General features: G+C 68.0%; 20 protein-coding genes. 8 read left to right on the forward strand and 12 right to left on the reverse strand.

From position 1 onward, the window contains the following. Nucleotides 1–85: 85 nt before the first annotated feature. The gene (gene lpdA / locus ACK3BB_RS20325) at nucleotides 86–1474 is read left to right on the forward strand and encodes a dihydrolipoyl dehydrogenase (RefSeq protein WP_428926463.1); all 1389 of its coding nucleotides are present in this window, start codon (nucleotides 86–88) and stop codon (nucleotides 1472–1474) included. A 384-nt stretch (nucleotides 1475–1858) separates the two neighbouring features. On the opposite strand, the gene ACK3BB_RS20330 is transcribed toward lpdA, so the two are convergent. From ACK3BB_RS20330 to ACK3BB_RS20350, 5 genes are all read right to left on the reverse strand, one after another. Further along, a complete protein-coding gene (locus tag ACK3BB_RS20330) occupies nucleotides 1859–3046 on the reverse strand; it encodes an oxidoreductase (protein WP_428926464.1) in 1188 nt (395 codons plus the stop codon). 153 nt (nucleotides 3047–3199) lie between these two features. After that, nucleotides 3200–3805 (reverse strand): pyridoxamine 5'-phosphate oxidase family protein, encoded by a 606-nt coding sequence (locus ACK3BB_RS20335; RefSeq protein WP_428926465.1) that lies wholly within the window; start codon nucleotides 3803–3805, stop codon nucleotides 3200–3202. A 141-nt stretch (nucleotides 3806–3946) separates the two neighbouring features. Then, a complete protein-coding gene (locus ACK3BB_RS20340; RefSeq protein WP_428926466.1) occupies nucleotides 3947–4678 on the reverse strand; it encodes a lysophospholipid acyltransferase family protein in 732 nt (243 codons plus the stop codon). Further along, on the reverse strand, nucleotides 4675–5583 hold the full coding sequence (locus ACK3BB_RS20345) for a cell division protein FtsX (protein ID WP_428926467.1): 909 nt from the start codon (nucleotides 5581–5583) through the stop codon (nucleotides 4675–4677). The genes ACK3BB_RS20340 and ACK3BB_RS20345 overlap by 4 nt, the downstream gene beginning before the upstream one ends. Beyond that, nucleotides 5580–6257, reverse strand: a complete 678-nt coding sequence (locus tag ACK3BB_RS20350; protein ID WP_428926468.1) for a cell division ATP-binding protein FtsE — start codon at nucleotides 6255–6257, stop codon at nucleotides 5580–5582. The genes ACK3BB_RS20345 and ACK3BB_RS20350 overlap by 4 nt, the downstream gene beginning before the upstream one ends. A 186-nt stretch (nucleotides 6258–6443) precedes the next feature. Here ACK3BB_RS20350 and ACK3BB_RS20355 point away from each other — a divergent pair, with 186 nt between their 5' ends. Continuing rightward, entirely contained in the window at nucleotides 6444–7256 is an 813-nt protein-coding gene (locus ACK3BB_RS20355; RefSeq protein ID WP_428926469.1) for a zinc-ribbon domain-containing protein, read from the forward strand. Between the two features lie 328 nt (nucleotides 7257–7584). On the opposite strand, the gene ACK3BB_RS20360 is transcribed toward ACK3BB_RS20355, so the two are convergent. From ACK3BB_RS20360 to argH, 6 genes are all read right to left on the reverse strand, one after another. Next, on the reverse strand, nucleotides 7585–10158 hold the full coding sequence (locus ACK3BB_RS20360) for a TIGR02302 family protein (protein WP_428926470.1): 2574 nt from the start codon (nucleotides 10156–10158) through the stop codon (nucleotides 7585–7587). 33 nt (nucleotides 10159–10191) lie between these two features. Beyond that, nucleotides 10192–11457, reverse strand: coding sequence for a diaminopimelate decarboxylase (gene lysA / locus ACK3BB_RS20365; RefSeq protein WP_428926471.1), 1266 nt, complete (start codon nucleotides 11455–11457; stop codon nucleotides 10192–10194). A gap of 395 nt (nucleotides 11458–11852) precedes the next feature. Beyond that, a complete protein-coding gene (locus tag ACK3BB_RS20370) occupies nucleotides 11853–13052 on the reverse strand; it encodes a sugar-transfer associated ATP-grasp domain-containing protein (RefSeq protein ID WP_428926472.1) in 1200 nt (399 codons plus the stop codon). A gap of 162 nt (nucleotides 13053–13214) precedes the next feature. Continuing rightward, a complete protein-coding gene (locus ACK3BB_RS20375; RefSeq protein WP_428926473.1) occupies nucleotides 13215–13532 on the reverse strand; it encodes a DUF2834 domain-containing protein in 318 nt (105 codons plus the stop codon). 1 nt (nucleotide 13533) lies between these two features. Next, nucleotides 13534–13758 (reverse strand): argininosuccinate lyase, encoded by a 225-nt coding sequence (locus tag ACK3BB_RS20380; RefSeq protein ID WP_428926474.1) that lies wholly within the window; start codon nucleotides 13756–13758, stop codon nucleotides 13534–13536. Then, nucleotides 13755–15146 (reverse strand): argininosuccinate lyase, encoded by a 1392-nt coding sequence (argH, locus tag ACK3BB_RS20385; RefSeq protein ID WP_428926475.1) that lies wholly within the window; start codon nucleotides 15144–15146, stop codon nucleotides 13755–13757. Before argH ends, ACK3BB_RS20380 begins: the two co-directional genes overlap by 4 nt. 22 nt (nucleotides 15147–15168) lie before the next feature. On the opposite strand from argH, the gene ACK3BB_RS20390 reads away from it, so the two are divergent. From ACK3BB_RS20390 to phbB, 5 genes are all read left to right on the forward strand, one after another. After that, nucleotides 15169–15735, forward strand: coding sequence for a TlpA disulfide reductase family protein (locus ACK3BB_RS20390; RefSeq protein WP_428926476.1), 567 nt, complete (start codon nucleotides 15169–15171; stop codon nucleotides 15733–15735). Nucleotides 15736–15891: 156 nt separating this feature from the next. Further along, nucleotides 15892–16314, forward strand: coding sequence for a hypothetical protein (locus ACK3BB_RS20395; protein WP_428926477.1), 423 nt, complete (start codon nucleotides 15892–15894; stop codon nucleotides 16312–16314). Nucleotides 16315–16426: 112 nt separating this feature from the next. Further along, a complete protein-coding gene (locus tag ACK3BB_RS20400; RefSeq protein WP_428926478.1) occupies nucleotides 16427–17275 on the forward strand; it encodes an EAL domain-containing protein in 849 nt (282 codons plus the stop codon). 183 nt (nucleotides 17276–17458) lie between these two features. Beyond that, on the forward strand, nucleotides 17459–18634 hold the full coding sequence (locus ACK3BB_RS20405) for an acetyl-CoA C-acetyltransferase (protein ID WP_428926479.1): 1176 nt from the start codon (nucleotides 17459–17461) through the stop codon (nucleotides 18632–18634). Between the two features lie 95 nt (nucleotides 18635–18729). Beyond that, entirely contained in the window at nucleotides 18730–19452 is a 723-nt protein-coding gene (gene phbB / locus ACK3BB_RS20410; protein ID WP_428926480.1) for an acetoacetyl-CoA reductase, read from the forward strand. Nucleotides 19453–19512: 60 nt separating this feature from the next. Here phbB and ACK3BB_RS20415 read toward each other — a convergent pair whose 3' ends face one another. Further along, entirely contained in the window at nucleotides 19513–19674 is a 162-nt protein-coding gene (locus ACK3BB_RS20415) for a hypothetical protein (protein ID WP_428926481.1), read from the reverse strand. A 113-nt stretch (nucleotides 19675–19787) separates the two neighbouring features. On the opposite strand from ACK3BB_RS20415, the gene gcvA reads away from it, so the two are divergent. Next, nucleotides 19788–20735, forward strand: a complete 948-nt coding sequence (gene gcvA / locus ACK3BB_RS20420; RefSeq protein ID WP_428926482.1) for a transcriptional regulator GcvA — start codon at nucleotides 19788–19790, stop codon at nucleotides 20733–20735.

The raw sequence follows: 20735 nt of genomic DNA on the forward strand, positions 1-20735 counted from the left end.
CTTGGGAAAAATACCCTCGGGGGTAAGGCGCGCAGCGCCGAGGGGGCAGCGCCCCCTGCCCCACGGAAACAGAAAGGACAAACACATGGCAGAATTCGACGTGATCGTCATCGGCGCCGGCCCCGGTGGCTATGTCTGCGCCATCCGCTGCGCCCAGCTGGGCCTGAAGACCGCCGTTGTCGAGGGCAGCGAAACCCTGGGCGGCACCTGCCTGAACGTCGGCTGCATCCCGTCCAAGGCGCTGCTGCACGCGACCCACGAGCTGCACGAGGCACAGCACAATTTCGGCACGATGGGCCTGAAAGTCGGCGAGCCCGAGGTCGATTGGGCACAGATGCAGGCTTACAAGCAGGACGTCGTCAACGGCAACACCGGCGGCATCGAATTCCTGTTCAAGAAGAACAAGATCACCTGGCTCAAGGGCTGGGGTTCGATCCCCGAGGCCGGCAAGGTCAAGGTGGGCGACGAGGTGCACGGGGCCAAGTCGATCATCATCGCCTCGGGCTCCGAACCGGCCAGCCTGCCGGGCGTCGAGGTCGATGAAGAGACCATCGTGACCTCGACCGGCGCGCTGTCGCTGAAGGATACGCCGAAATCCATGGTGGTGATCGGCGCGGGCGTGATCGGGCTCGAGCTTGGCTCGGTCTATGCGCGGCTGGGCGCAAAGGTGACGGTCGTCGAATTCCTCGACGTGGTGACCCCGGGCATGGATGGCGAGGTGCAGCGCCAGTTCCAGAAGATGCTCAAGAAACAGGGCCTCGATTTCATCATGGGCGCGGCCGTGCAGAAGGCCGAGGTCGTGGATGGCTCGGCCAAGGTGACCTACAAGCTGCGCAAGGACGACAGCGAGCACGAGCTGGCCGCCGATACCGTGCTGGTGGCCACCGGCCGCAAGCCCTTCACCGAGGGGCTGGGCCTGGACAATCTTGGCGTCAAGCTGTCGGCGCGCGGCCAGATCGAGGTCGACGGCCATTGGCAGACCTCGGTGCCGGGGATCTACGCCATCGGCGATTGCATCGCCGGGCCGATGCTGGCCCACAAGGCCGAGGATGAAGGCATGGCCGTGGCCGAAGTCTGCGCGGGCAAGCATGGCCACGTGAATTACGACGTGATCCCGGGCGTGATCTATACCCATCCCGAGGTGGCCAATGTCGGCGCGACCGAAGAGGCGCTCAAGGACGCCGGGCGCAAGTACAAGGTCGGCAAGTTTTCCTTCATGGGCAATGCCCGGGCCAAGGCGATCTTTGCCGCCGAGGGCTTCGTCAAGATCCTGGCCGATGCCGAGACCGACCGGATCCTGGGCGCGCATATCATCGGGCCGGCGGCCGGCGACCTGATCCACGAGGTCTGCGTGGCGATGGAATTCGGCGCCGCGGCCCAGGACCTGGCCCTGACCTGCCACGCCCACCCGACCTATTCGGAAGCGGTGCGCGAAGCGGCGCTGGCCTGTGGCGACGGGCCGATCCACAGCTGATCCGAGAGATCCGCAGGGAATGGGAAGAGCCGTCCGGGAGGGCGGCTCTTTTTTTCTTGGTCGGCGGGCGGTTTGGCGGAGCGTCGGCCGGATATTTAAGAGGAGAAAGAAGCAGGAGGGCAGGCGCTGTCCCGTGCATGGGGCATTGCGGGCAGGGCCATGGAGTGAAGCGTCGAAAGGCCGGCGGGGCGGGTCTGCCAATCGGTAATCGGTGACGGTGACGGTGACGGTGACGGTGACGGTGACGGTGACGGTGACGGTGACGGTGAGCTGTGGGCAAGGGCTTGGGCGCGGGCAAGCGGGGTGGGCCCGCGCTGAGCGGACCGCAAGTGTGCCGCCAGGGCGGGTGGGAGCTTGGCCGCGCGCAAGGCCGGGGGAGTAAGGTCAGTGTGGCCGGGCGGACCAGAGCGGACGCCGCGCGGCATCGCGGCGGGTATATTCGGCCAGCGCGGCATCGAGATCCTCAGGGGCAAGCGCCGCGTCACCGCGGGCCTGGCGCGTGATCTGCATCGTGTACCAGGCCGTGACCCCGCCTTCGGGTGGAGCATCGAACCGGGGAAACCGGGGCGCGGGGCGCTGGCCAGCCAGCCAAGAGGCGGGCAATTCGGGGTCGAGCACCAGTGCCCGGGCCAGCCCGACCATGTCGGCGGCCTTGCCGGCCACGGCGTCTTCGGCCTGGGCCAGGGTCTTGAACCCGCCGGTCACCATCAGGGGGATCGTCGTTCGGCCCCGGGCACGCGCGGCGAAATCGAGGAAATAGGGCCCGCCCCCGGCCCGGTCCGAAGACGAGGCCGCACCGGGGAAATAGGTGCCGCCGCTCAGATCGACCAGGTCGACCGCCCGTTCGTCGAGCGCCGCGATCACCTCCAGCGCCTCGTCTTCGGCCAGCCCCCCGTCGAGCTGATCGGTTGTGTTGATCTTGATCCCAACCGGGAATTGCGGCCCGACCGCCCGGCGCACGGCATCGATGCTCTCCATCAGCGGCCGCATGCGGTTGTGCAGCGCCCCGCCATAGGCATCGCTGCGCCGGTTGAAGAGCGGCGAGAGGAACTGGCTGAACAGGAATCCATGGGCCGCGTGGATTTCGACACCGCCAAAGCCCAGGCCCTGGGCCAGGCGGGCCGTACGGGCAAATTCGCCGGGCAGCGCCTCGATCTCGGCCGCCGTCAGCGCCTCGCAACGCAGGCCGGGCAGATCCAGCGCGCTTGGCCCCCGGGGCGTGCCGATCGCCGGATCGGCCATGGCCCCGGCATGGCCCAGCTGGGGCCAGAGCTGGGCGCCATCACCGGCGCCGACCCGGGCCAGGCGACCCAGCATCGCGCGATCCGAATGGCCGTCGATCACCAGGTTGCCGGGCTTTTCGGGATAATCCGGCCCGCCCTGCACCTCGCCGATGATCGACAGGGCCAGGCCGCCCCGTGCCCAGCGGTCATAGATCCGAACCTGGTCCTCTGTCGGATTGCCCGCGCCATCGCCAAGGGAATCGGACATGGCCGCCTTGGCGATCCGGTTCTTCAGCACGACACCGCAGCGCAGGGCGAGCGGCCGGGCAAGCGGGGAATGGGACGTCATGGGCAAGGGCGCGATCCTGGTTTTGACCGTGATACGCCGGGCCCGCCGCCCGGGCCAAGCCCGGCATCGGGCGCGAGGCCCGGCCGGGCGCAATCCTCCGCATCCTCGCGGAGGGTTGCCAATCGCTTCAGCAGGGGCGCCCCCTGCCCCCGGTCACCACATGCTCTTGGCTGCCCGCTCCGGCCAGGCCCGGTCATAGGCCGCGCCGCCTTCCTCGCCGGCGGTGGCCTCGGCCAGCAGGGCGCCGACACTGGGCAGATCGGCGCTTTCGTCGCCACTGGTCCAGGTGCGGGCGCGGATCAGGGCACGGGCGCATTGGCTGTAGATCTCGGCGATCTCGATGACGATGACCGTGGCCGGCTGGCGGCCCTGGCGGTCGAACCGCGCGCGCAAGCCGGCATCGGCGGTCAGCCGGGCCCGGCCGTTCACGCGCACGACATTGTTCGACCCGGGCACGAGGAACATCAGCGACACGCGCGGATCGCGGAGGATGTTGCGCAGGCTGTCCAGCCGGTTGTTGCCGCGCCAGTCCGGCAGGGCCAGGGTGCGCTCGTCCAGCTCCAGCGCCGCCGGGCCATCGTCGCCGCGCGGGCTGCAATCGGTGCCCTCGGGGCCGACGGTGGCCAGCATGCAAAGCCGCGAGGCCATGATCCAGCGCCGGTAGAGCGGGGTCAGCCGGTCGACCACCTTGCGCAGGGCCGGCTGGCCCGGGGTGCCGTAAAGCGCTTCGAGCGCGGCGATATCGTCGATGAAATCCATCTGTCACTTTCCGGGCGCCTGGCGCGCCCTGGCCGGTGGCCGTCACGGGAACATGCGGCCGGACGGCAGGGCCCGGCCCGCGAGCCCGGTGTAACGCGGGCCGGCGGGGCGATCAAACGGCGTGGTGACGCGGGCGGGCGATCAGCCCTGTGGGGGCAGCTGGAAACCGGCCTCGGCCATGAGCGCATCGCTGGCCGTTTCGATCCGCTCGGCCAGCTGGTCCATGAAGGCATGGTGCTCGACGCCCGGCGGAATGGTGTCGAGGATCTCGACAACCGCCAGGCCGGGATACTTGGCGATGCCCTTGCGCGGCCAGAACAGACCGACATTGGTGGCCGTCGGCACGCAGTCATGGCCGAACTGGGCATAAAGCGCGGCGGCGCCGGATTTGTAGCGGACATGGGCGCCGGGGGCGACGCGGGTGCCCTGGGGATAGATGACCAACTGGCCGGGATCGGCACGGCCGGCGGCTACATCGTCGATCATCTTGGCTATCGCCGCGCCCCGCTTGCCACGGTCGACGGGCACGCAGCCCAGGCGCTTGGCGTAGATGCCGATGATCGGGGTCCAGAGCAATTCGCGTTTCATGATGAACTTGGGCCGGGGCAAGGCATCGAACAGCATGAGGATGTCGAGGAAAGACTGGTGCTTGGCCGCGATCAGCACCTCGCCCTGGGGGACCTGGCCGCGGACCTCGGTGCGCAGGCCGATCATCCAGCGGGCCGACCAGAACACCCAGCGGCAATATAGCCCGCAGGCCGTGCGGGCGCCTTCGGGCGACACCAGGGCCCAGGGGGCAAAGACGATGCCCAGGACCAGCATGACGAAATAGATCTGGACGAGAAAGACGGCAGAGATCAGCCAGCGGATCATGCGAGCGACCTCAGCGTGCGGCGGGCGGCAAAGCCGGTGGCAAGAAAGGCCACGACGGCTGCCAGGACGGGAATGACAAGGGGCAGCAGCCAGCCCGGGCCGGTAAAGCCCAGGCCGGTGAGAAACCCGCCTTCGTCCGAGACCTGGGGCAGGAAGAGGATGCCCAGCAGGCCGCAACCCATGCCGACGGTGGCACCAAAGAGCCCGCGCAGGGTGAAGCGGCGGACAAAGGCTCCGGCGATATAGGCATCGCGGGCCCCGACAAGGCGCAGCACTTCGATGACCTGGCGGTTGGCGGCCAGGGCGGCATTGGCGGCCAGGGTGATCATGGCCGCCATGGCGCCGCCGATCAGCAGGATCGACACCCAGCCCAGCAGGCGCAGCCGGTCGGCGGCCACGACCAGCGGCCGGCGCCAGCGGGTATGGTCATCGAGCACGGCGCCGGGCACCTCGGCCTGCAGGCGCAGGCGCAGGCCGGTGGGGTCGAACCCGTCGGCCGTTTCGATGACCTCGATCAGCCGGGGCACGGGCAGGTCGTCGAGCGGCAGGTCGGGGCCGAACCAGGGCAGCAGCAGGGCGGCCTGTTCCTCGTCGGTAAAGGCCCGCACGCTGGCCACGCCCGGGGTCTGGCGCAACAGGCGCAGGGCGGCTTCGGTCTGGGCGGCCATCTGGTCGGCCGGGGCCGAGATGCGCACCGTGGCCGAACGGGCCAGCTCGTCGGCCCAGCGGGTGGCCAGCCGGCCCGAGGCCATCGACAGGGCCAGGGCAAAGACGGCGAGGAAGGCCATGGCCCCCGATGCAAAAAGCGTCAGCCGGGCGGTGAACCCCGTCGGCGGCACCACCCGGTCGGCCTGGGCATCACCCAGCAACAGGGTCCTGAGATCCTTGATGTCGCGCGTGCTCACAGGTCGGCCCCCGCTGTCTGCAACCGGCGGTTGGAAATGCGCAGCACACGGGTCTGCACCTGGGTCTTGGCCGCGCGGATCAGGGCCAGGTCATGGCTGGCCATTACGACGGTCTTGCCCATGCGGTTCAGCTCGACCAGCAGCTGCAACAGGCGCTGGGACATGTCCCAGTCGACATTGCCCGTGGGCTCGTCGGCGATGATGACATCGGGCGACATGATGATCGCCCGGGCCAGGGCCGCCCGCTGGCGTTCGCCGCCCGACAGTTCCGGCGGCAGGGCATCGGCCCGCGCCGACAGGCCGACCCAGGACATCAGCTCGCGCAGGTTGCCGGCCTCGGCGGTGGCATCGCGGCCCGACACGGTCAGCGGCAGGGCCAGGTTGTCGGCCAGCGGCAGGTGATCGAGGAACTGGCAATCCTGGTGCACGACGCCGATCCGCCGGCGCATCAGCGCCAGCCCGTCACGGTCCAGCCCGGCCAGGTCGGTGTCAAAGACCCGCACCCGCCCGGTGGTCGGCCGCAACGCGCCGTAGAGCAGGCGCAGAAGCGTGGTCTTGCCCGCGCCCGATGGCCCGGTCAGGAAGTGGAACGACCCCGGCGGCAATTGCAGCGAGACGTCGCCGAACAATTCGGCACCGCTGTAGGAATAGCCCACCTGCTCCAGCTCGATCACGTCTGCCCCCTTCGCTTTGGGAAACCTCATGCCCCAGCCGCAAAGCAGTTGCAATGGCGCGACTTTGGCGGACCGATGTGGGCAGGGCAATTGTCGGAGATTGCGAAATCGGCTACGGCCGGGACAGAATGACATGTCCCGGCGATGTACCGGGGCCGGCCAGAGGCGAGCGGAGACGGAGGCAGGATGCGGATCACATGCCCGAACTGCGGGGCTCAATACGAGGTTCCCGAAGAGGTCATCCCGCAGGACGGGCGTGACGTGCAATGTTCCAATTGCGGCGTGACCTGGTTCCAGGACCATCCCGATTTTCCGCAGGACGCGCCGGAAGCGCCGAGCGAAGCGGCGGATGGCCGCGCGGCGGACGACGATCCGGCCGGGGATATGTCGGACGAGGCGCCCGCAGGGCCCGAGGAGAACGACGACGACCGGACGGTCATCGCGCCGCCCCCCCGGCCTGCGCCCGCAGCCGCGCCGGAGGCGCCGGCGGACCGGCGCGAGATTGACCCGTCGGTGGCCGACATCCTGCGCGAAGAGGCCCAGCACGAAGCGCGCCTGCGCGCGACCGATGCGCCCGACCCGCTGGAAACCCAGCCCGAGCTGGGGCTGGAAACCTCGACCGTCGCCGCGCGGGCCCGCGACCGGGCCGAGCGCCTGCGCCGGGGAGCGGCCGAGGCCGAAGAGGTCCATTCGCGCCGCGACCTGCTGCCCGACATCGAGGAAATCAATTCGACCCTGCGCTCGGACGGCGGCAAGCAGCTGACCCGGCGGGCCGAGATGGACGAGCTGAACGAGGATGACGCGCCCACGGGCAACAGCTTTGCCCGGGGCTTCGCGACGATGGTCATCCTGGCCGTGCTGGTCGTGCTGCTCTATCTCAACGCGCCGATGCTGTCGCAGAAGGTGCCGGCGCTGGATGGCGCGCTGAACGGTCTGGTCAACCTCATCGACAAGGCCCGGTTCTGGCTGGATGCCCAGGTCAAGGGCCTGACCGGCTAGGCGACCGGTGGGCCAAAGGTCTGACCGGCCGAGCCACCCCACCGGTGGGCCAAGGCCCTGATCGATCAGGGCCGCCCCGACGGTGCGCCACGGGTCTGACTGGTTCGTGCCTCAAGGGTCTGACGGGCTCCTCAAGGGTCTGACGGGTAAGGGCCCAAGGCGGGCCAGGCGCCCGCCCGGACCGACATCCGTAGCCGCTGGCCCCGGGCCGTGGCCCCAAGTCGGCGCCCTTCAGCTTCCAAGCCGGTTTCCGGCTGCCTCCGGTCGGAGCCCTTCAGCCCCCACCCAGTCGGTTCCCGGAGATCCCTGCCCGGCGATCCCAGTCGGTTCAGAACCGTTCCAGCAGGCGGCGCAGGTAGTCCAGTTCGACATCCGGGCGTTCGCCCTCGCCCGAGCGGCGGCGGATCTCGTCCAGCAGTTCCTGCGCCCGGCGATAGACATCCTCGCCCTGCAACAGCGAATCGTCGGTGGCCAGCGAGCCGTTCGAGCCCTGGTCACGGCCCAGCGGGTCGCGGTTCTGGGCCTGGCGGTCGCCTTCGCTGTTGCCCTGACCCGGCTGGCCCTGCTGTTGCTGCTGGGCCATCTGGTCGCCCAGTTCGCGCATGCCCTCGCGCAGGGCATCCATGGCCTCGGCCTGGCGGTCGATCGCCCCGGCCAGGTCATCCTCGCGCAGCGCATCCTCGGCCTCGTCCATTGCCCGGCCGGCCCGGTCCAGCGACCGCTGCACGGCATCGCCTTCCGGCGTGCCGGCGCCCGGCAGGTTCTGCTGCTGGCGGCCCAGCTCGTCGCGCAGGGCCCGCTGGCGCTCGGCCAGCGCATCGGCATCGGGCTGGCCCTGGCCGGGCTGCTGGCCCTGCTGTCCCTGGCCCTGCCCCTGCTGGCCGTGGCGTTCGCCCTGCCCCTGGCCCTGGCCTTCGCTGCCCTGGTTCTGCTGGCTCTGGCCGGAATTGGCGCCCGGGTTGAATTGCTCCTGCAGGTCGCGGAAGGCCTCGTCGCTCAGGCCCTGCTGGTCGCGCAGGGTCTCGGCCAGCCCTTCCATGGCCTGCTGGCCCTCGGACTGCTGGCCCTGCCCCTGGCCCTGGGTCACGCGCATGTTTTCCATCATCTGCTGAAGCTCGCGCAGGGCCTGTTCGGCCTCGGCCATGCGGCCCTGTTCCATCAGCTCCTGGATGCGGTCCATCATGCGCTGCAGGTCGTCCTGCGACATCTGCATCGAATTCTCGGACATCTGCTGGCCCTGGTCGCCCTGCTGGCCATCCTGCTGGGCCTGGCGCGACAGCTGGCGCATGTAATCGTCGGTCGCCTCGCGCAGTTCCTGCATCAGCTCGGCGATCTCCTGGTCCGACGCGCCGTTCTTCATGGCCTCGGACAGGCGCTCCTGGGCCCGGCGCAGCCGTTCCAGCGCATCGCCCAGGTCGCCTTCTTCGAGGATGATGGCCAGGTCCCAGAGCGCCTGGGCGATCTCGGCCTGCTGGTCGTCGGTGATGCCGTATTCGTTGAACAATTCGAGCCGGCGCAGGATCACCCGCAGGCGCAGATAGGCCGTGTCCGACCGAAAGATCTCTTCGGGCCGGTAGGACACCGCGCGCAGGACCTGGGCGATGCGCGGGCCGTTGTCGCGGTTCCACAGCAGGTCGCGGCGCTGTTCGATGATCGCCCCGGCCAGCGGATCAAAGAACCGGCGGGCGGGCAGCACATGGGAAAAGGCCGCGGTTTCGCCGGTCTGGCCGGTCTCGTCCTCGACCATCAGGGTGAAGGTCACGGGCAGGTTGGCAAAGGGATGTTCGGAAAAGTCCTCGATCAGGCTTTCGGTGAACAGCCGGCGGTCGCCGGCGATGGGCATGGGCAGGGTGACCACGATCGGCTCGCGCGGTTCCGGGTCGATCTGCAGACCGTGGCGGCGTTCGATGGCCGGCAGATCCAGGGCGATGGTGGCCTGGCCGCCGATCACGCCGTAATCGTCGGAGGCCGTGAAGGGCAGGCTCATCTGGCCGGCGGCCTCGGCTTCGGGCGCGCCGGTGATGTCGACCTGGGGATCGGCGTCATCGACCAGGGCGACCTGCCAGGCCCGGCCGCCGGGGCCGTCGATGGCGATCCGGCCGGGCTGGGTAACGATGAAATCCTGGCTGGGAGCCGAGGCCGACGGCAGGTCTTCGGTGCGGCCCGACACGGTTTCCGACAGGGTCAGCGCGCCGACCTCGCCGTAGAACCGCAGGGTGATGCGCGCGCCTTCGGCAATGTCCAGCGTGTCGCCTTCGGTGTCAGCCAGGTAGATCGTCGGCAGGCCGGTATAGCGCGGCGGTTCGATCCAGCCTTCCCAGGACGGGCCGGCCGCGGCCTGGGCCGTGCCGCCCGGGGCCATGTCCGACACCGATTGCACGCGCAGGATCGAGCCGAAGATCAGGCCCATGGCCAGGGCCAGGGCGGCGACATAGCGCAGGGCAAAGGGATCGCGGGCGGCCAGGCGCAGGTCGGGCTGGGGCGCCCGGGCCTTTGACGCGCGGGCGGCCATGCGGGCCTGGTGGGCCTGCCAGACGGCAATCGAGGCCGGATCGTCATTGCCGATGGCCTGGTCGTCGATCAGCGCCTGGATCGGCCGGCCGGGCATGGTTTCATCCAGCCGGGCCAGGGCCTCGGCCCGGCTCGGCCAGCGGAACTGCATCGCCCCGCGGACCAGGGCCGCGCCCAGGCCCAGCACCGACAGCACCGCTGCGCCCCAGACGATCTCGACGGCCAGCAGGTCCTGCAGGCCCAGCATCAGCGCGGCCAGCACGACCATCAGCACCGACAGGACGGGCCAGAAGGCCCGCCAGAGCCGTTCGGCCACCAGACCCAGGCGGGTCAGGACCAGGGGACGGCGAAGATCACGCAGCGCTAGGGCGGAGCGGTCGGTTGATGGCATCGAGGTCTCCCGCTGCCCTGTCGCCGGATTGCGTCAGAGCCACCCGGGGATGCTATCGCGATTTATCATGTCGTCAAAGCTTGGCCTTGGGCGGATAACCGCGAATTGATCATCCTTAACCAGCACCTCGGGGATCATCAGCCGCGAATTGTACTCGCTGGACATCACCGCCCCATAGGCCCCGGCGCTGCGAAAGGCCACCAGGTCGCCGGCGGCCAGCGGGGGCATCATCCGCCCCTTGGCAAAGGTGTCGCCGCTTTCGCAGACCGGCCCGACGATGTCATAGGCCGCCTGTTCGACCCCCGGCGCGGGCTCGGCCACGGGGATGATGTCGTGGTGGGCGTCGTACATGGCCGGGCGGATCAGGTCGTTCATCGCCCCGTCCAGGATCAGGAAATCGCGGCCTTCGCCCGATTTCACATAGATCACCTTGCTGACCATGATCCCCGCGTTGCCGGCGATCAGCCGGCCCGGTTCGATCTCGATCTCGCAGCCCAGGTGGCCCAGCGTGTCCTTGATCAGCGCGCCGTATTCGACGGGCAGCGGCGGGGCCTCGTTGGACCGGGTATAGGGAATGCCCAGCCCCCCGCCCAGGTCGAGCCGGCGGATGTCATGGCCATCGGCGCGCAATTGCCCGGTCAGCTCGGCGACCTTTTTATAGGCAAGTCCGAAGGGCTCCAGCTCGGTCAGCTGGCTGCCGATATGCACGTCGATTCCCACGACCTGCAATCCCGGCAGGCTGGCGGCCAGGGCATAGACCTCGCGGGCCCGGGCGATCGGGATGCCGAACTTGTTCTCGGACTTGCCGGTGGCGATCTTGGCATGGGTCTTGGCATCCACGTCCGGGTTCACCCGGATGGTGATCGGCGCCACCTTGCCCAGCCGGCTGGCCACGCGGCTGATCACCGCCATCTCCGGCTCGCTCTCGACGTTGAACTGGCGGATGCCGCCTTCCAGCGCGCAGGTGATTTCCTCTTCGGTCTTGCCGACCCCGGAAAAGACGATCTTGTCGCCAGGCACGCCGGCAGCCTTTGCCCGCAGGTATTCACCCTGGCTGACCACGTCCATCCCGGCCCCGGCCCGGGCCAGGGTCGTCAGAATCGCCTGGTTCGATGCGGCCTTCATGGCATAGCAGACCAGGTGGTCCACCCCGTCGAGCGCCTCGTCGAACAGCCGGTAATGGCGCAGCAGCGTGGCCGTGGAATAGAGGTAGAACGGCGTGCCCACCGCGGCGGCAATCTCGGCCACGGGCACGTCCTCGGCGTAGAGCGCGCCGTCGCGATAGAGAAAATGATCCATGACGCGCGATTACGCAAAGCCGGCCCGCAAATCAACGCCCCTCGCCCTGCCTTTCGGCCCCCGGGCGCCCGGCCCGCCTGCTTCTTTCTCTTCCAAAATATCCGGCCCTGTCCCCGGCCAGGGGCGCCACCTTCAGTCAGGGGCTCCGCCTTCCGACAAAGACCCCGGCCACCCCGCCTGCCCTTCTCCGCCCTGCCCTCCGCTCACCGCATTCCACCCACTGCCCTCTGCTCCACCTTCCCCACCCCTCCGGCACGCATGGGCCGCGCCCGCCACCCAAACACGCCCGCCAAACACGCAACAGGCCGGGCACATGACCCGACCTGCTGCTTCTTTCTCTTCTCAAATATCCGGCCCTGCCCTCTCCGCCGCCGCGCGGCCCGGCAGGGGCGAGGTCAGTTCCGCTTGCGCTTGTCCTCGCGCCGCTTCCGCACTGCTTTCTTCTCGTCCATCATCACCTTGGACCGGGCGATTGTCCGCTCCAGGACCGGCCGCGTGTCGTCGTTCCAGATCCCCCGCCGGAACGCCATCTGGTAGAGCGTGTGGAACGGGTTGTCGTTGCATTCGATCAGCAAGGGCCCCTCTTCGGTAAAGGCCACGTCCCAGCCGATCACCCCGAATTCCGGGAACAACGCATGGGCCTCGGTCGCCATGCGCCGGGCCTCGTCCCAGAACGGCAGGGCAAAGCCCGCGAAGGCCCGCCCCGAGACCGGATGGCTGTCGATGCTGCGCGCGTCCAGCCCGGTGCCGATCCAGGCCTGCCCGACCTGGCCGGTCTCCATCTCGACCGGCGCGATCATCGAGCCGTCCTGCCAGAAATTGTCCGACATCGCCTTGGGCGACGGGATCTTCCACAGGGCGTAGAACGGCCGGGGCATCGCCCCGTCGCGGATGGTCACCAGCCGGATCGTGCCGATCGCCCGGCCGACCATCTCGGTCATCGCCCGGTTCTGCTCGATGGCGCTCTGCAACAGGTAGCCCTCGCCGTATTCGGCGATGATCTCGCGGCAGAAGGCATCCAGCCCCAGGCGCCGGTCATCGCCCAGCACGATCTCGTCGCCTTCCAGCCGGTCGATCAGGGCCGAGCCGAAGCTGCCCGAATAGTTCGACGGCTTGCCGAAAAGCGGGTAGCGCGCATCGTGGCGCAGGAAATGTTCGAGCGCCTCGGGCGTGTCCAGCGTCGGGATCGCGCCGAAGCGGCTGCGGGTCGAGACCACGGCCTGGGTCTCGGTGGTTCGAAAGCCCAGCCGGTCGATCAGCGAGGTGAACATGACCTTGTTGCCGACAAAGCCGCGCGCCCAGGGCAGGGTCTTGGGCGTCAGCTCCTTGTTGATCAGCCAGGAGCCCTTGATGCCGACATATTGCTTCTTTTCCTCCATCGGGATCGCCGGATCGTAGAGGCCGAAGTTGTAATACTCGTGGGTCGGGATGCGGGTCTTGCCCAGCCACAGCGCGGTCATCTCGCGCCATTGGCGCAGCGGGCTGACGCCGTATTGGCGCGCGACGGTGACAATCTTTTCGGCCTTGGGCGCGCCCTGGAACTTCGGCGGTTCGAGAAGCGCCTTGGTTTCGGTATTCGTCGCGGTCGCGGTCATGGTTCTGGTGCCCCTGCTGCTCTGTCGGGTTTGGGCACAATGTCGGCCGTGATAATGGCCAGAATGAGGCCGGATTGTTTCCAATTCACAGCAATCGGTGACAAATTCCGGGCAGCATCCCTTGCCGCTGCGGGCCGGGCCCTTGCGGCGCGGCGCCCACGCTCAGCGCAACGGGCGCGCGCGCAGGAACAGGTAGAGCGGCAGGCCGCAGCTGACGCCGATGCAGAAGGTCGCCGGAATGGCCCAAAGCGCGCCCCAGTTGCGGCGCACGGCGACCTCGGCCAGGACAAAGACGGTCAGGGCCACGGCGGCGATGGTCAGATCCCAGGTCAGCCCGGTGGTGGCCATGTTGGCATGCCAGGCATCGACCATGGCCCACAGGTCCCAGCCTTCGGTCCGGAACCAGGACACGAACCAGTACATCGGATGCACCGCGCCCCAGATGGCCAGGCCCAGGTAGATCAGCCGCAGCGGCGACATCTCAGAGGCCGAGGCCCACCGACACCGGCCCGCGGCTGACGCCCAGCCCGACCCGGGCCTGGCCGGACGAGCTGATCGAGACCGCGGCGCGGGTGGTGGTTTCGGGCAGGGGCGTGGGCATCGGCGCCGGCGGGGTTTCCGGCGCGCCATCGGCGCCGCATCCGGCCAGGACCACCCCCAGGCACAGCCCGGTCAGCAAGAGCACGGCGCGGCGCGGCGATGTCATCCCAGGATCTCCTTCCAGCGGGTGATCTGTGCCCGCACCTGGTCGGGCGCGGTCCCCCCGTAGGATGTACGCGAATTGACCGAATTGTCCACGCCGAGCACACCGAAGACATCCGCCGTGATGCCGTCATGGACCGTTTGCATGTCGTCCAGGGTCAGATCGGGCAGATCGCAGCCCCGCGCCTCGGCCATGGCCACCAGGCTGCCGGTGACATGGTGGGCATCGCGGAACGGCAGACCCAGGACCCGCACCAGCCAGTCGGCCAGGTCGGTCGCGGTGGAAAAGCCCGAGCCGGCGGCAGCGGCCAGGCTGTCGCGGTTGGCCGACATGTCCTTGACCATGCCTTCCATCGCGGCCAGGGCCAGCATCCAGTTGTCGGCCGCGTCGAAGACCTGTTCCTTGTCTTCCTGCATGTCCTTGGAATAGGCCAGCGGCAGGCCCTTCATCACGGTCATCAGGGCGACATTGGCGCCAAAGATCCGGCCGATCTTGGCGCGGATCAGCTCGGCCGCATCGGGGTTCTTCTTTTGCGGCATGATCGACGAGCCGGTCGAGAACCGGTCCGACAGGGTGACAAAGCGGAACTGGGCCGAGGACCAGATCACCAGCTCTTCGGCAAAGCGGCTCAGGTGCATGGCCGAGATCGAGGCCACCGACAGGAATTCCAGCGCGAAATCGCGGTCGGACACGGCATCGAGCGAATTGGCCGCCGGCCGGTCGAAACCAAGCGCCTCGGCCGTCATGTGGCGGTCGATCGGGAAGGACGTGCCAGCCAGCGCGGCGGCGCCCAGCGGGCTTTCGTTCATCCGGGCGCGGGCATCGCGCACGCGCGACAGGTCGCGGCCGAACATCTCGACATAGGCCATCATGTGGTGGCCCCAGGTCACCGGCTGGGCGGTCTGCAGATGGGTGAACCCGGGCATGACCCAATCGGCCCCGGCCTCGGCCTGGGCCAGCAGGGCGCGGATCAGGGCGGTCAGCCCGTCGGCCGCCGCATCCAGCTGGTCGCGGACCCAGAGCTTGAAATCGGTGGCCACCTGGTCGTTGCGCGACCGGCCCGTGTGCAGCCGGCCCGCCGGCTCGCCGATCAGGTCCTTCAGCCGGGCTTCGACATTCATGTGGATGTCTTCCAGCGCCGTCGAAAAGGCAAAGGTGCCGCCTTCGATCTCTGACAAGATCGTGAGCAGTCCTTCCCGGATGGCCTCGGCGTCTTTATCAGTCAGGATGCCGGTTGCCGCGAGCATCGCCGCATGGGCGCGAGAGCCGGCAATGTCCTGCGCCGCGAGACGTCGGTCGAACCCGATCGAGGCATTGATCGCCTCCATGATCGCGTCCGGGCCGGCAGCAAAGCGGCCGCCCCACATCTGGTTCGATTTCGTTTCGGTCATCGCGCTTTCCTTCGGAGGAAACATGAAAAAGGTCCTTGCCGCGCTCGTCTATACCGCCCTTGCGCTTGGTGCAAATACCGCTCTTGCGGCCGATGTGGCCACGCTGGAGGCGCTGCGGGCGGGTGACATGAAGAAGCTGAACTTTCACGGCGAGCCCAAGGCCGTGGGCAGCGCGGGCTTTGACCTCGAAGATGGCGGCCAGGGGCATCTTGCGGATTACGAAGGGAAATACATCCTGCTGAACTTCTGGGCGACCTGGTGTGCGCCCTGCCGCAAGGAAATGCCCCAGCTGTCGGCGCTGCAGGGGGAATTCGGCGGCGCGGATTTCGAAGTGGTCACCATTGCCACCGGGCGCAACTCGCCGGCCGGCATCCAGAAGTTCTTTGCCGAGGCCGGGGTCGACAACCTGCCCCGCCACCAGGACCCGAAACAGGCGCTGGCCCGGGAAATGGCCGTTCTGGGCCTGCCGATCACCGTGCTGATCGACCCCGAGGGCCGCGAGATCGCGCGGATGCAGGGCGATGCCGACTGGTATTCCGACAGCGCCCGGGCGATCATCGCCGGGCTGGTCGAGACGCCCGAGGGCTGAGCCCCGTCCGCCCGGTTGCGCGCCGTTCCCGCCACGTCAGGCCCGGGAGCGGCCCGGATCTCCAGAAAAGTGCAGACAAGTTTAACGATCCCTGATACCACTTGAGGTTGTGGCCCAGGCGGATGTTTCGCGGGCCTGCACTGCGGGGACATTGGGATGCCGTGCATTTACGAGTGGAACACCGACCTGGATCTGCTGGAAATCGCCTGCACGGGGCGGATCACCCGGGCCTGCATCCTTCAGGCCATCGACGCGCTCGAAGATTGCCCGAAAAAGATCGCCGACCGAAATGAATTCCGCGATCTCGGCGGCGTGCGCGAGGTGGCCATGGACAGCGACCAGATGTTCAACCTGGCCCAGCTGATGCGCATGAGCTACCTGCGCGCCGGGCATCGCAAGCGCGTGGCCTTCTATGCGCCGTCCGGCCCCGGGCGGGTCATCGCCGGCTACATGCGCGACGCGCTGGACAGCCTGAAACACGTGCGGGCCGAGATGTTCCAGAACCGCGAGGCAGCCATGACCTTTGTTGCCGGAGGCAATGCCGCCGACCGGCTGACCCGGCTGTTGCGGCTGGGCTGAGGCCCCCGGCGTCGATTGGCGAGAAACTGGAGCAAAATTGCGGTGAAATGGGCGTTTAAGCCTGCCTTTACCCCTGTCGGCCATTCTGCCTGCGATCACGGGACGGGCTGACATGACGCGGAACAGGAAACGCAGGGGCGACCTTGCCGACATCACCGACGGGGCGACCTCGCCGCTCGACGTGGCGACCACGGCGCGCGCCGGCCAGACGCTGGACATGGTGCGCGCGGCGGTGGAACGGGGCGACACGATGCTGGCCTTCCAGCCGGTGCTGGGCCTGCGCCCGCCCCATGGCACGGCCTTTTACGAAGGGCTGATCCGCGTGCTGGACCCGACCGGGCGGGTCATCCCGGCGCGCGATTTCATCACCGTGGTCGAACCGACCGAACTGGGCCGCGAGATCGATTGCGACAGCCTGGACAAGGCGCTCAAGACCCTGGCCCAGGTGCCCGAGATCCGACTGTCGGTCAACATGTCGGCCCGGTCGATCGGCTATCGCCGCTGGATGCGCACGCTGGACAAGGGGCTGAAACGCCATCCGACCGTGGCCGAACGGCTGATCCTGGAAATCTCGGAAAGCTCGGCCATCGCCCTGCCCGAACTGGTGGCCGATTTCATGATGGACCTGCAATTGAAGGGCATCGCCTTTGCGCTGGACGATTTCGGCGCCGGGCTGAGCGCGGTGGGCCAGTTCCGCAGCCTGCTGTTCGACATGGTCAAGATCCACGGCCAGTTCGTGCGCGGCGTGCATGCCAACCGCGACAACCAGGCGGTGACCACCGCCCTGGTCGGGCTGGCCCGCAGTTTCGACATGTACAGCATCGCCACCCGGGTCGAAGACGAGCGCGACGCGGCCTGGCTGGCCGACATCGGCGTCGATTGCATCCAGGGGCACCTTTACGGTGCGCCCAGCGTGCGTCCGCCCTGGATCGAGGCCATGAAAAAAGCCCGGCGGGCGTAGCAACGGCCCACCAGATCGGCACAACCCCGCGCGCGGGCCCGCCAGCGACCTTTTGCACCCCCGTGGCGACCTGCGGGCGGTTGCCGTAAGGGCGCAATTTCGATATTCCGCGAAAGACGGGCGGGGGTTGAACGATATGCGGTCTGCCATCGGCCTCCGTCGGCCTGGTAGAGGACTGATCTCATGACCAATGTTGTAATCGCATCGGCTGCACGCACCGGCGTCGGCAGCTTCCTTGGCACGTTCGCCAACACCCCGGCCCATGACCTGGGCGCCGCCGTGATCGAGGCGCTGGTCGCACGCGCCGGCGTGGCCAAGGAAGAGGTCTCGGAAACCATCCTGGGCCAGGTGCTGACCGCCGCCCAGGGCCAGAACCCCGCGCGCCAGGCGCATATCAACGCCGGCCTGCCCAAGGAAGCGGCAGCCTGGGGCATCAACCAGGTCTGCGGCTCGGGCCTGCGCGCCGTGGCACTGGCCGCACAGCATATCCAGCTGGGCGATGCGGGCATCGTCGTGGCCGGCGGCCAGGAAAACATGTCGATGAGCCCCCATGCCGCAACCCTGCGCCAGGGCCAGAAAATGGGCGACATGTCCTATATCGACACGATGATCCGCGACGGCCTGTGGGACGCGTTCAACGGCTATCACATGGGCCAGACGGCCGAGAACGTGGCCGAGCAATGGCAGATCAGCCGCGACATGCAGGACGAATTCGCCGTGGCCAGCCAGAACAAGGCCGAAGCCGCGCAGAAGGCCGGCAAGTTCGATGACGAGGTGATCCCCTTCACCATCAAGACCCGCAAGGGCGACATCGTCATGGACAAGGACGAATACATCCGCCACGGCGCGACGATCGACGCCATGGCCAAGCTGCGCCCGGCCTTCACCAAGGACGGCTCGGTCACTGCGGCCAATGCCAGCGGCATCAACGACGGCGCCGCCGGCGTGCTGCTGATGTCGGCCGATGACGCCGAAAAGCGTGGCATCGAGCCGCTGGCCCGGATCGCGTCTTATGCCACCGCGGGTCTCGACCCGTCGATCATGGGCGTCGGCCCGATCTATGCCTCGCGCAAGGCTCTGGACAAGGCCGGCTGGTCGGTGTCGGACCTCGACCTGGTCGAAGCCAACGAGGCCTTTGCCGCCCAGGCCTGCGCGGTGAACAAGGACATGGGTTGGGATCCGTCCATCGTGAACGTCAACGGCGGGGCCATCGCCATCGGCCACCCGATCGGCGCGTCCGGCGCCCGGGTGCTGAACACGCTGCTCTTCGAAATGAAGCGCCGCGGCGCCAAGAAGGGCCTGGCAACGTTGTGCATCGGCGGCGGCATGGGCGTGGCCATGTGCCTCGAACGTCCCTGATCGACCGAAAGCGAGCGCTGGCCACGCAACAATGTTGCGTGGCCTATTTTGCGCCTGTAAGAAGATTTCGCGAGAATAGTGGAGGGAGACCATAAATGTCGCGCATTGCTCTTGTCACCGGCGGATCCAGAGGGATCGGTGCCGCAATTTCCAAAGCCCTGAAGGACGCAGGCTATACCGTCGCCGCCAGCTATGCCGGCAATGACGACGCCGCCGCGAGCTTCACAGCCGAAACCGGCATCAAGACCTACAAGTGGGACGTGGGCAATTACGAGGCGTCCAAGGCGGGCATCGCCCAGGTCGAGGCCGACCTCGGCCCGATCGACGTGGTGGTGGCCAATGCGGGCATCACCCGCGACGCGCCGTTCCACAAGATGACGCCCGAGCAATGGCAGCAGGTGATCGACACCAACCTGACCGGCGTGTTCAACACCGTGCACCCGGTCTGGCCGGGCATGCGCGAGCGCGGCTTCGGCCGGGTCATCGTGATCTCGTCGATCAACGGTCAGAAGGGACAGTTCGGCCAGGTGAACTATGCCGCGACCAAGGCCGGCGACCTGGGCATCGTGAAATCCCTGGCCCAGGAAGGCGCGGCCAAGGGCATCACGGCCAATGCCATCTGCCCGGGCTACATCGCGACGGAAATGGTCATGGCCGTGCCGGAAAAGGTGCGCGAGAAGATCATCGGCCAGATCCCGGCCGGCCGGCTGGGCGAGCCCGAGGAAATCGCGCGCTGCGTGGCCTTCCTGGCCTCGGACGACGCCGGTTTCATCAACGGGTCGACCATCACGGCAAACGGCGGGCAGTTCTTCGTCTGAACCACCCGCCGCACCAAGCGCAAGCCGCCCGCTGGCGGCCTGCGTGAAACTGAAATGACCTCAGGTGGGCCGGTTCGCCAGGACCGGCCCTTTCTGCACCCAGTTGACCGGGTTCAGGGCGCGAAAGACCTTGCGGAAGCTGCCGGTGATGGCCCGGCTGCGTTCTGCATGTGCAACATCGATGTAGTGACGGATGGTCGGGTCGGTAGAGAAATTAAACATATCGAAAGCTCCTGTTCGGATCAGCCTCCCTTGACTGCCCTTAATATGATCCGCAGGCTTTCGGGGGACAAACGAGTAGTTCTCGACCTTCAGACAAGGCCAGCTTAACTGAAATGCCCGATCGCCTGCCCCCTCTGACCGCCCTGCGGGCCTTTGATGCCGCAGCGCGGCACATGTCCTTTGCCCGGGCGGCCGATGAAATCGGGGTGACGCCTGCCGCGCTGTCCTTCCAGATCAAGTCGCTTGAGGAACATCTGGGTCAGCCGCTGTTTCACCGGCTGAACCGGGCGGTCGAACTGACCGAGGCCGGGCGGGCGCTGGCCCCGGGCACGGCCGAGGGGTTCCGCGCGTTGCAGGTGGCCTGGCGCATGGCGCGGCGGGTCAAGAACGACCGGACGCTGACGGTGACCGCCGGGCCGGCCTTTACCGCGCGCTGGATGGCGCCGCGTTTCTATGAATTTGCCAAGGCCCATCCCGAGATCGAGCTGCGCTTTTCCGCCAGCCTGCGGGTGATGGATTTTCAGCGCGACGAGATCGACGTGGCGATCCGCTTTGGCTATGGCTCGGACGAGGGGCTGTACGCGGTTCCGCTGGCCTTTGAATGGGTCACGCCGGTGATGCTGCCCGAACTGGCCGAGCGATACCCGACCCCCGAGAGCCTGATCGGCGCGCCGCTGCTGGTCGACGATTCGCTGGATTTCGTCGAGCCGCCCTGCGACTGGGCCGCCTGGTTCCGGGCCGTGGGCCTGGCCCATGAACCCCAGCTGGCCACCCATTTCAGCCAGGCCGACCACGCGGTCGACGCCGCCCTGGCCGGGGCGGGCGTGGCGCTGGGACGGCGGGCGCTGGTGATCAAGGACCTGCACGAAGGCCGGCTGGTCGCGCCCTATGGTGTCGCGCTGAAACCCCAGGCCCATTTCCGCTTTCTCTGCCCGAAAGGCACCGAAGACCGCCCGGCCATCGCGGCCTTTCGCGACTGGATCCTGTCCGAGATTGACAAGACGGCGGGCGTGTCGGACAGGCTGACCATCATCCCGACCGAAGACGTACCCCCGGAATAA

It is taken from the genome of Marinibacterium sp. SX1 (genome assembly GCF_050389775.1).
Classification (GTDB): domain Bacteria; phylum Pseudomonadota; class Alphaproteobacteria; order Rhodobacterales; family Rhodobacteraceae; genus Marinibacterium.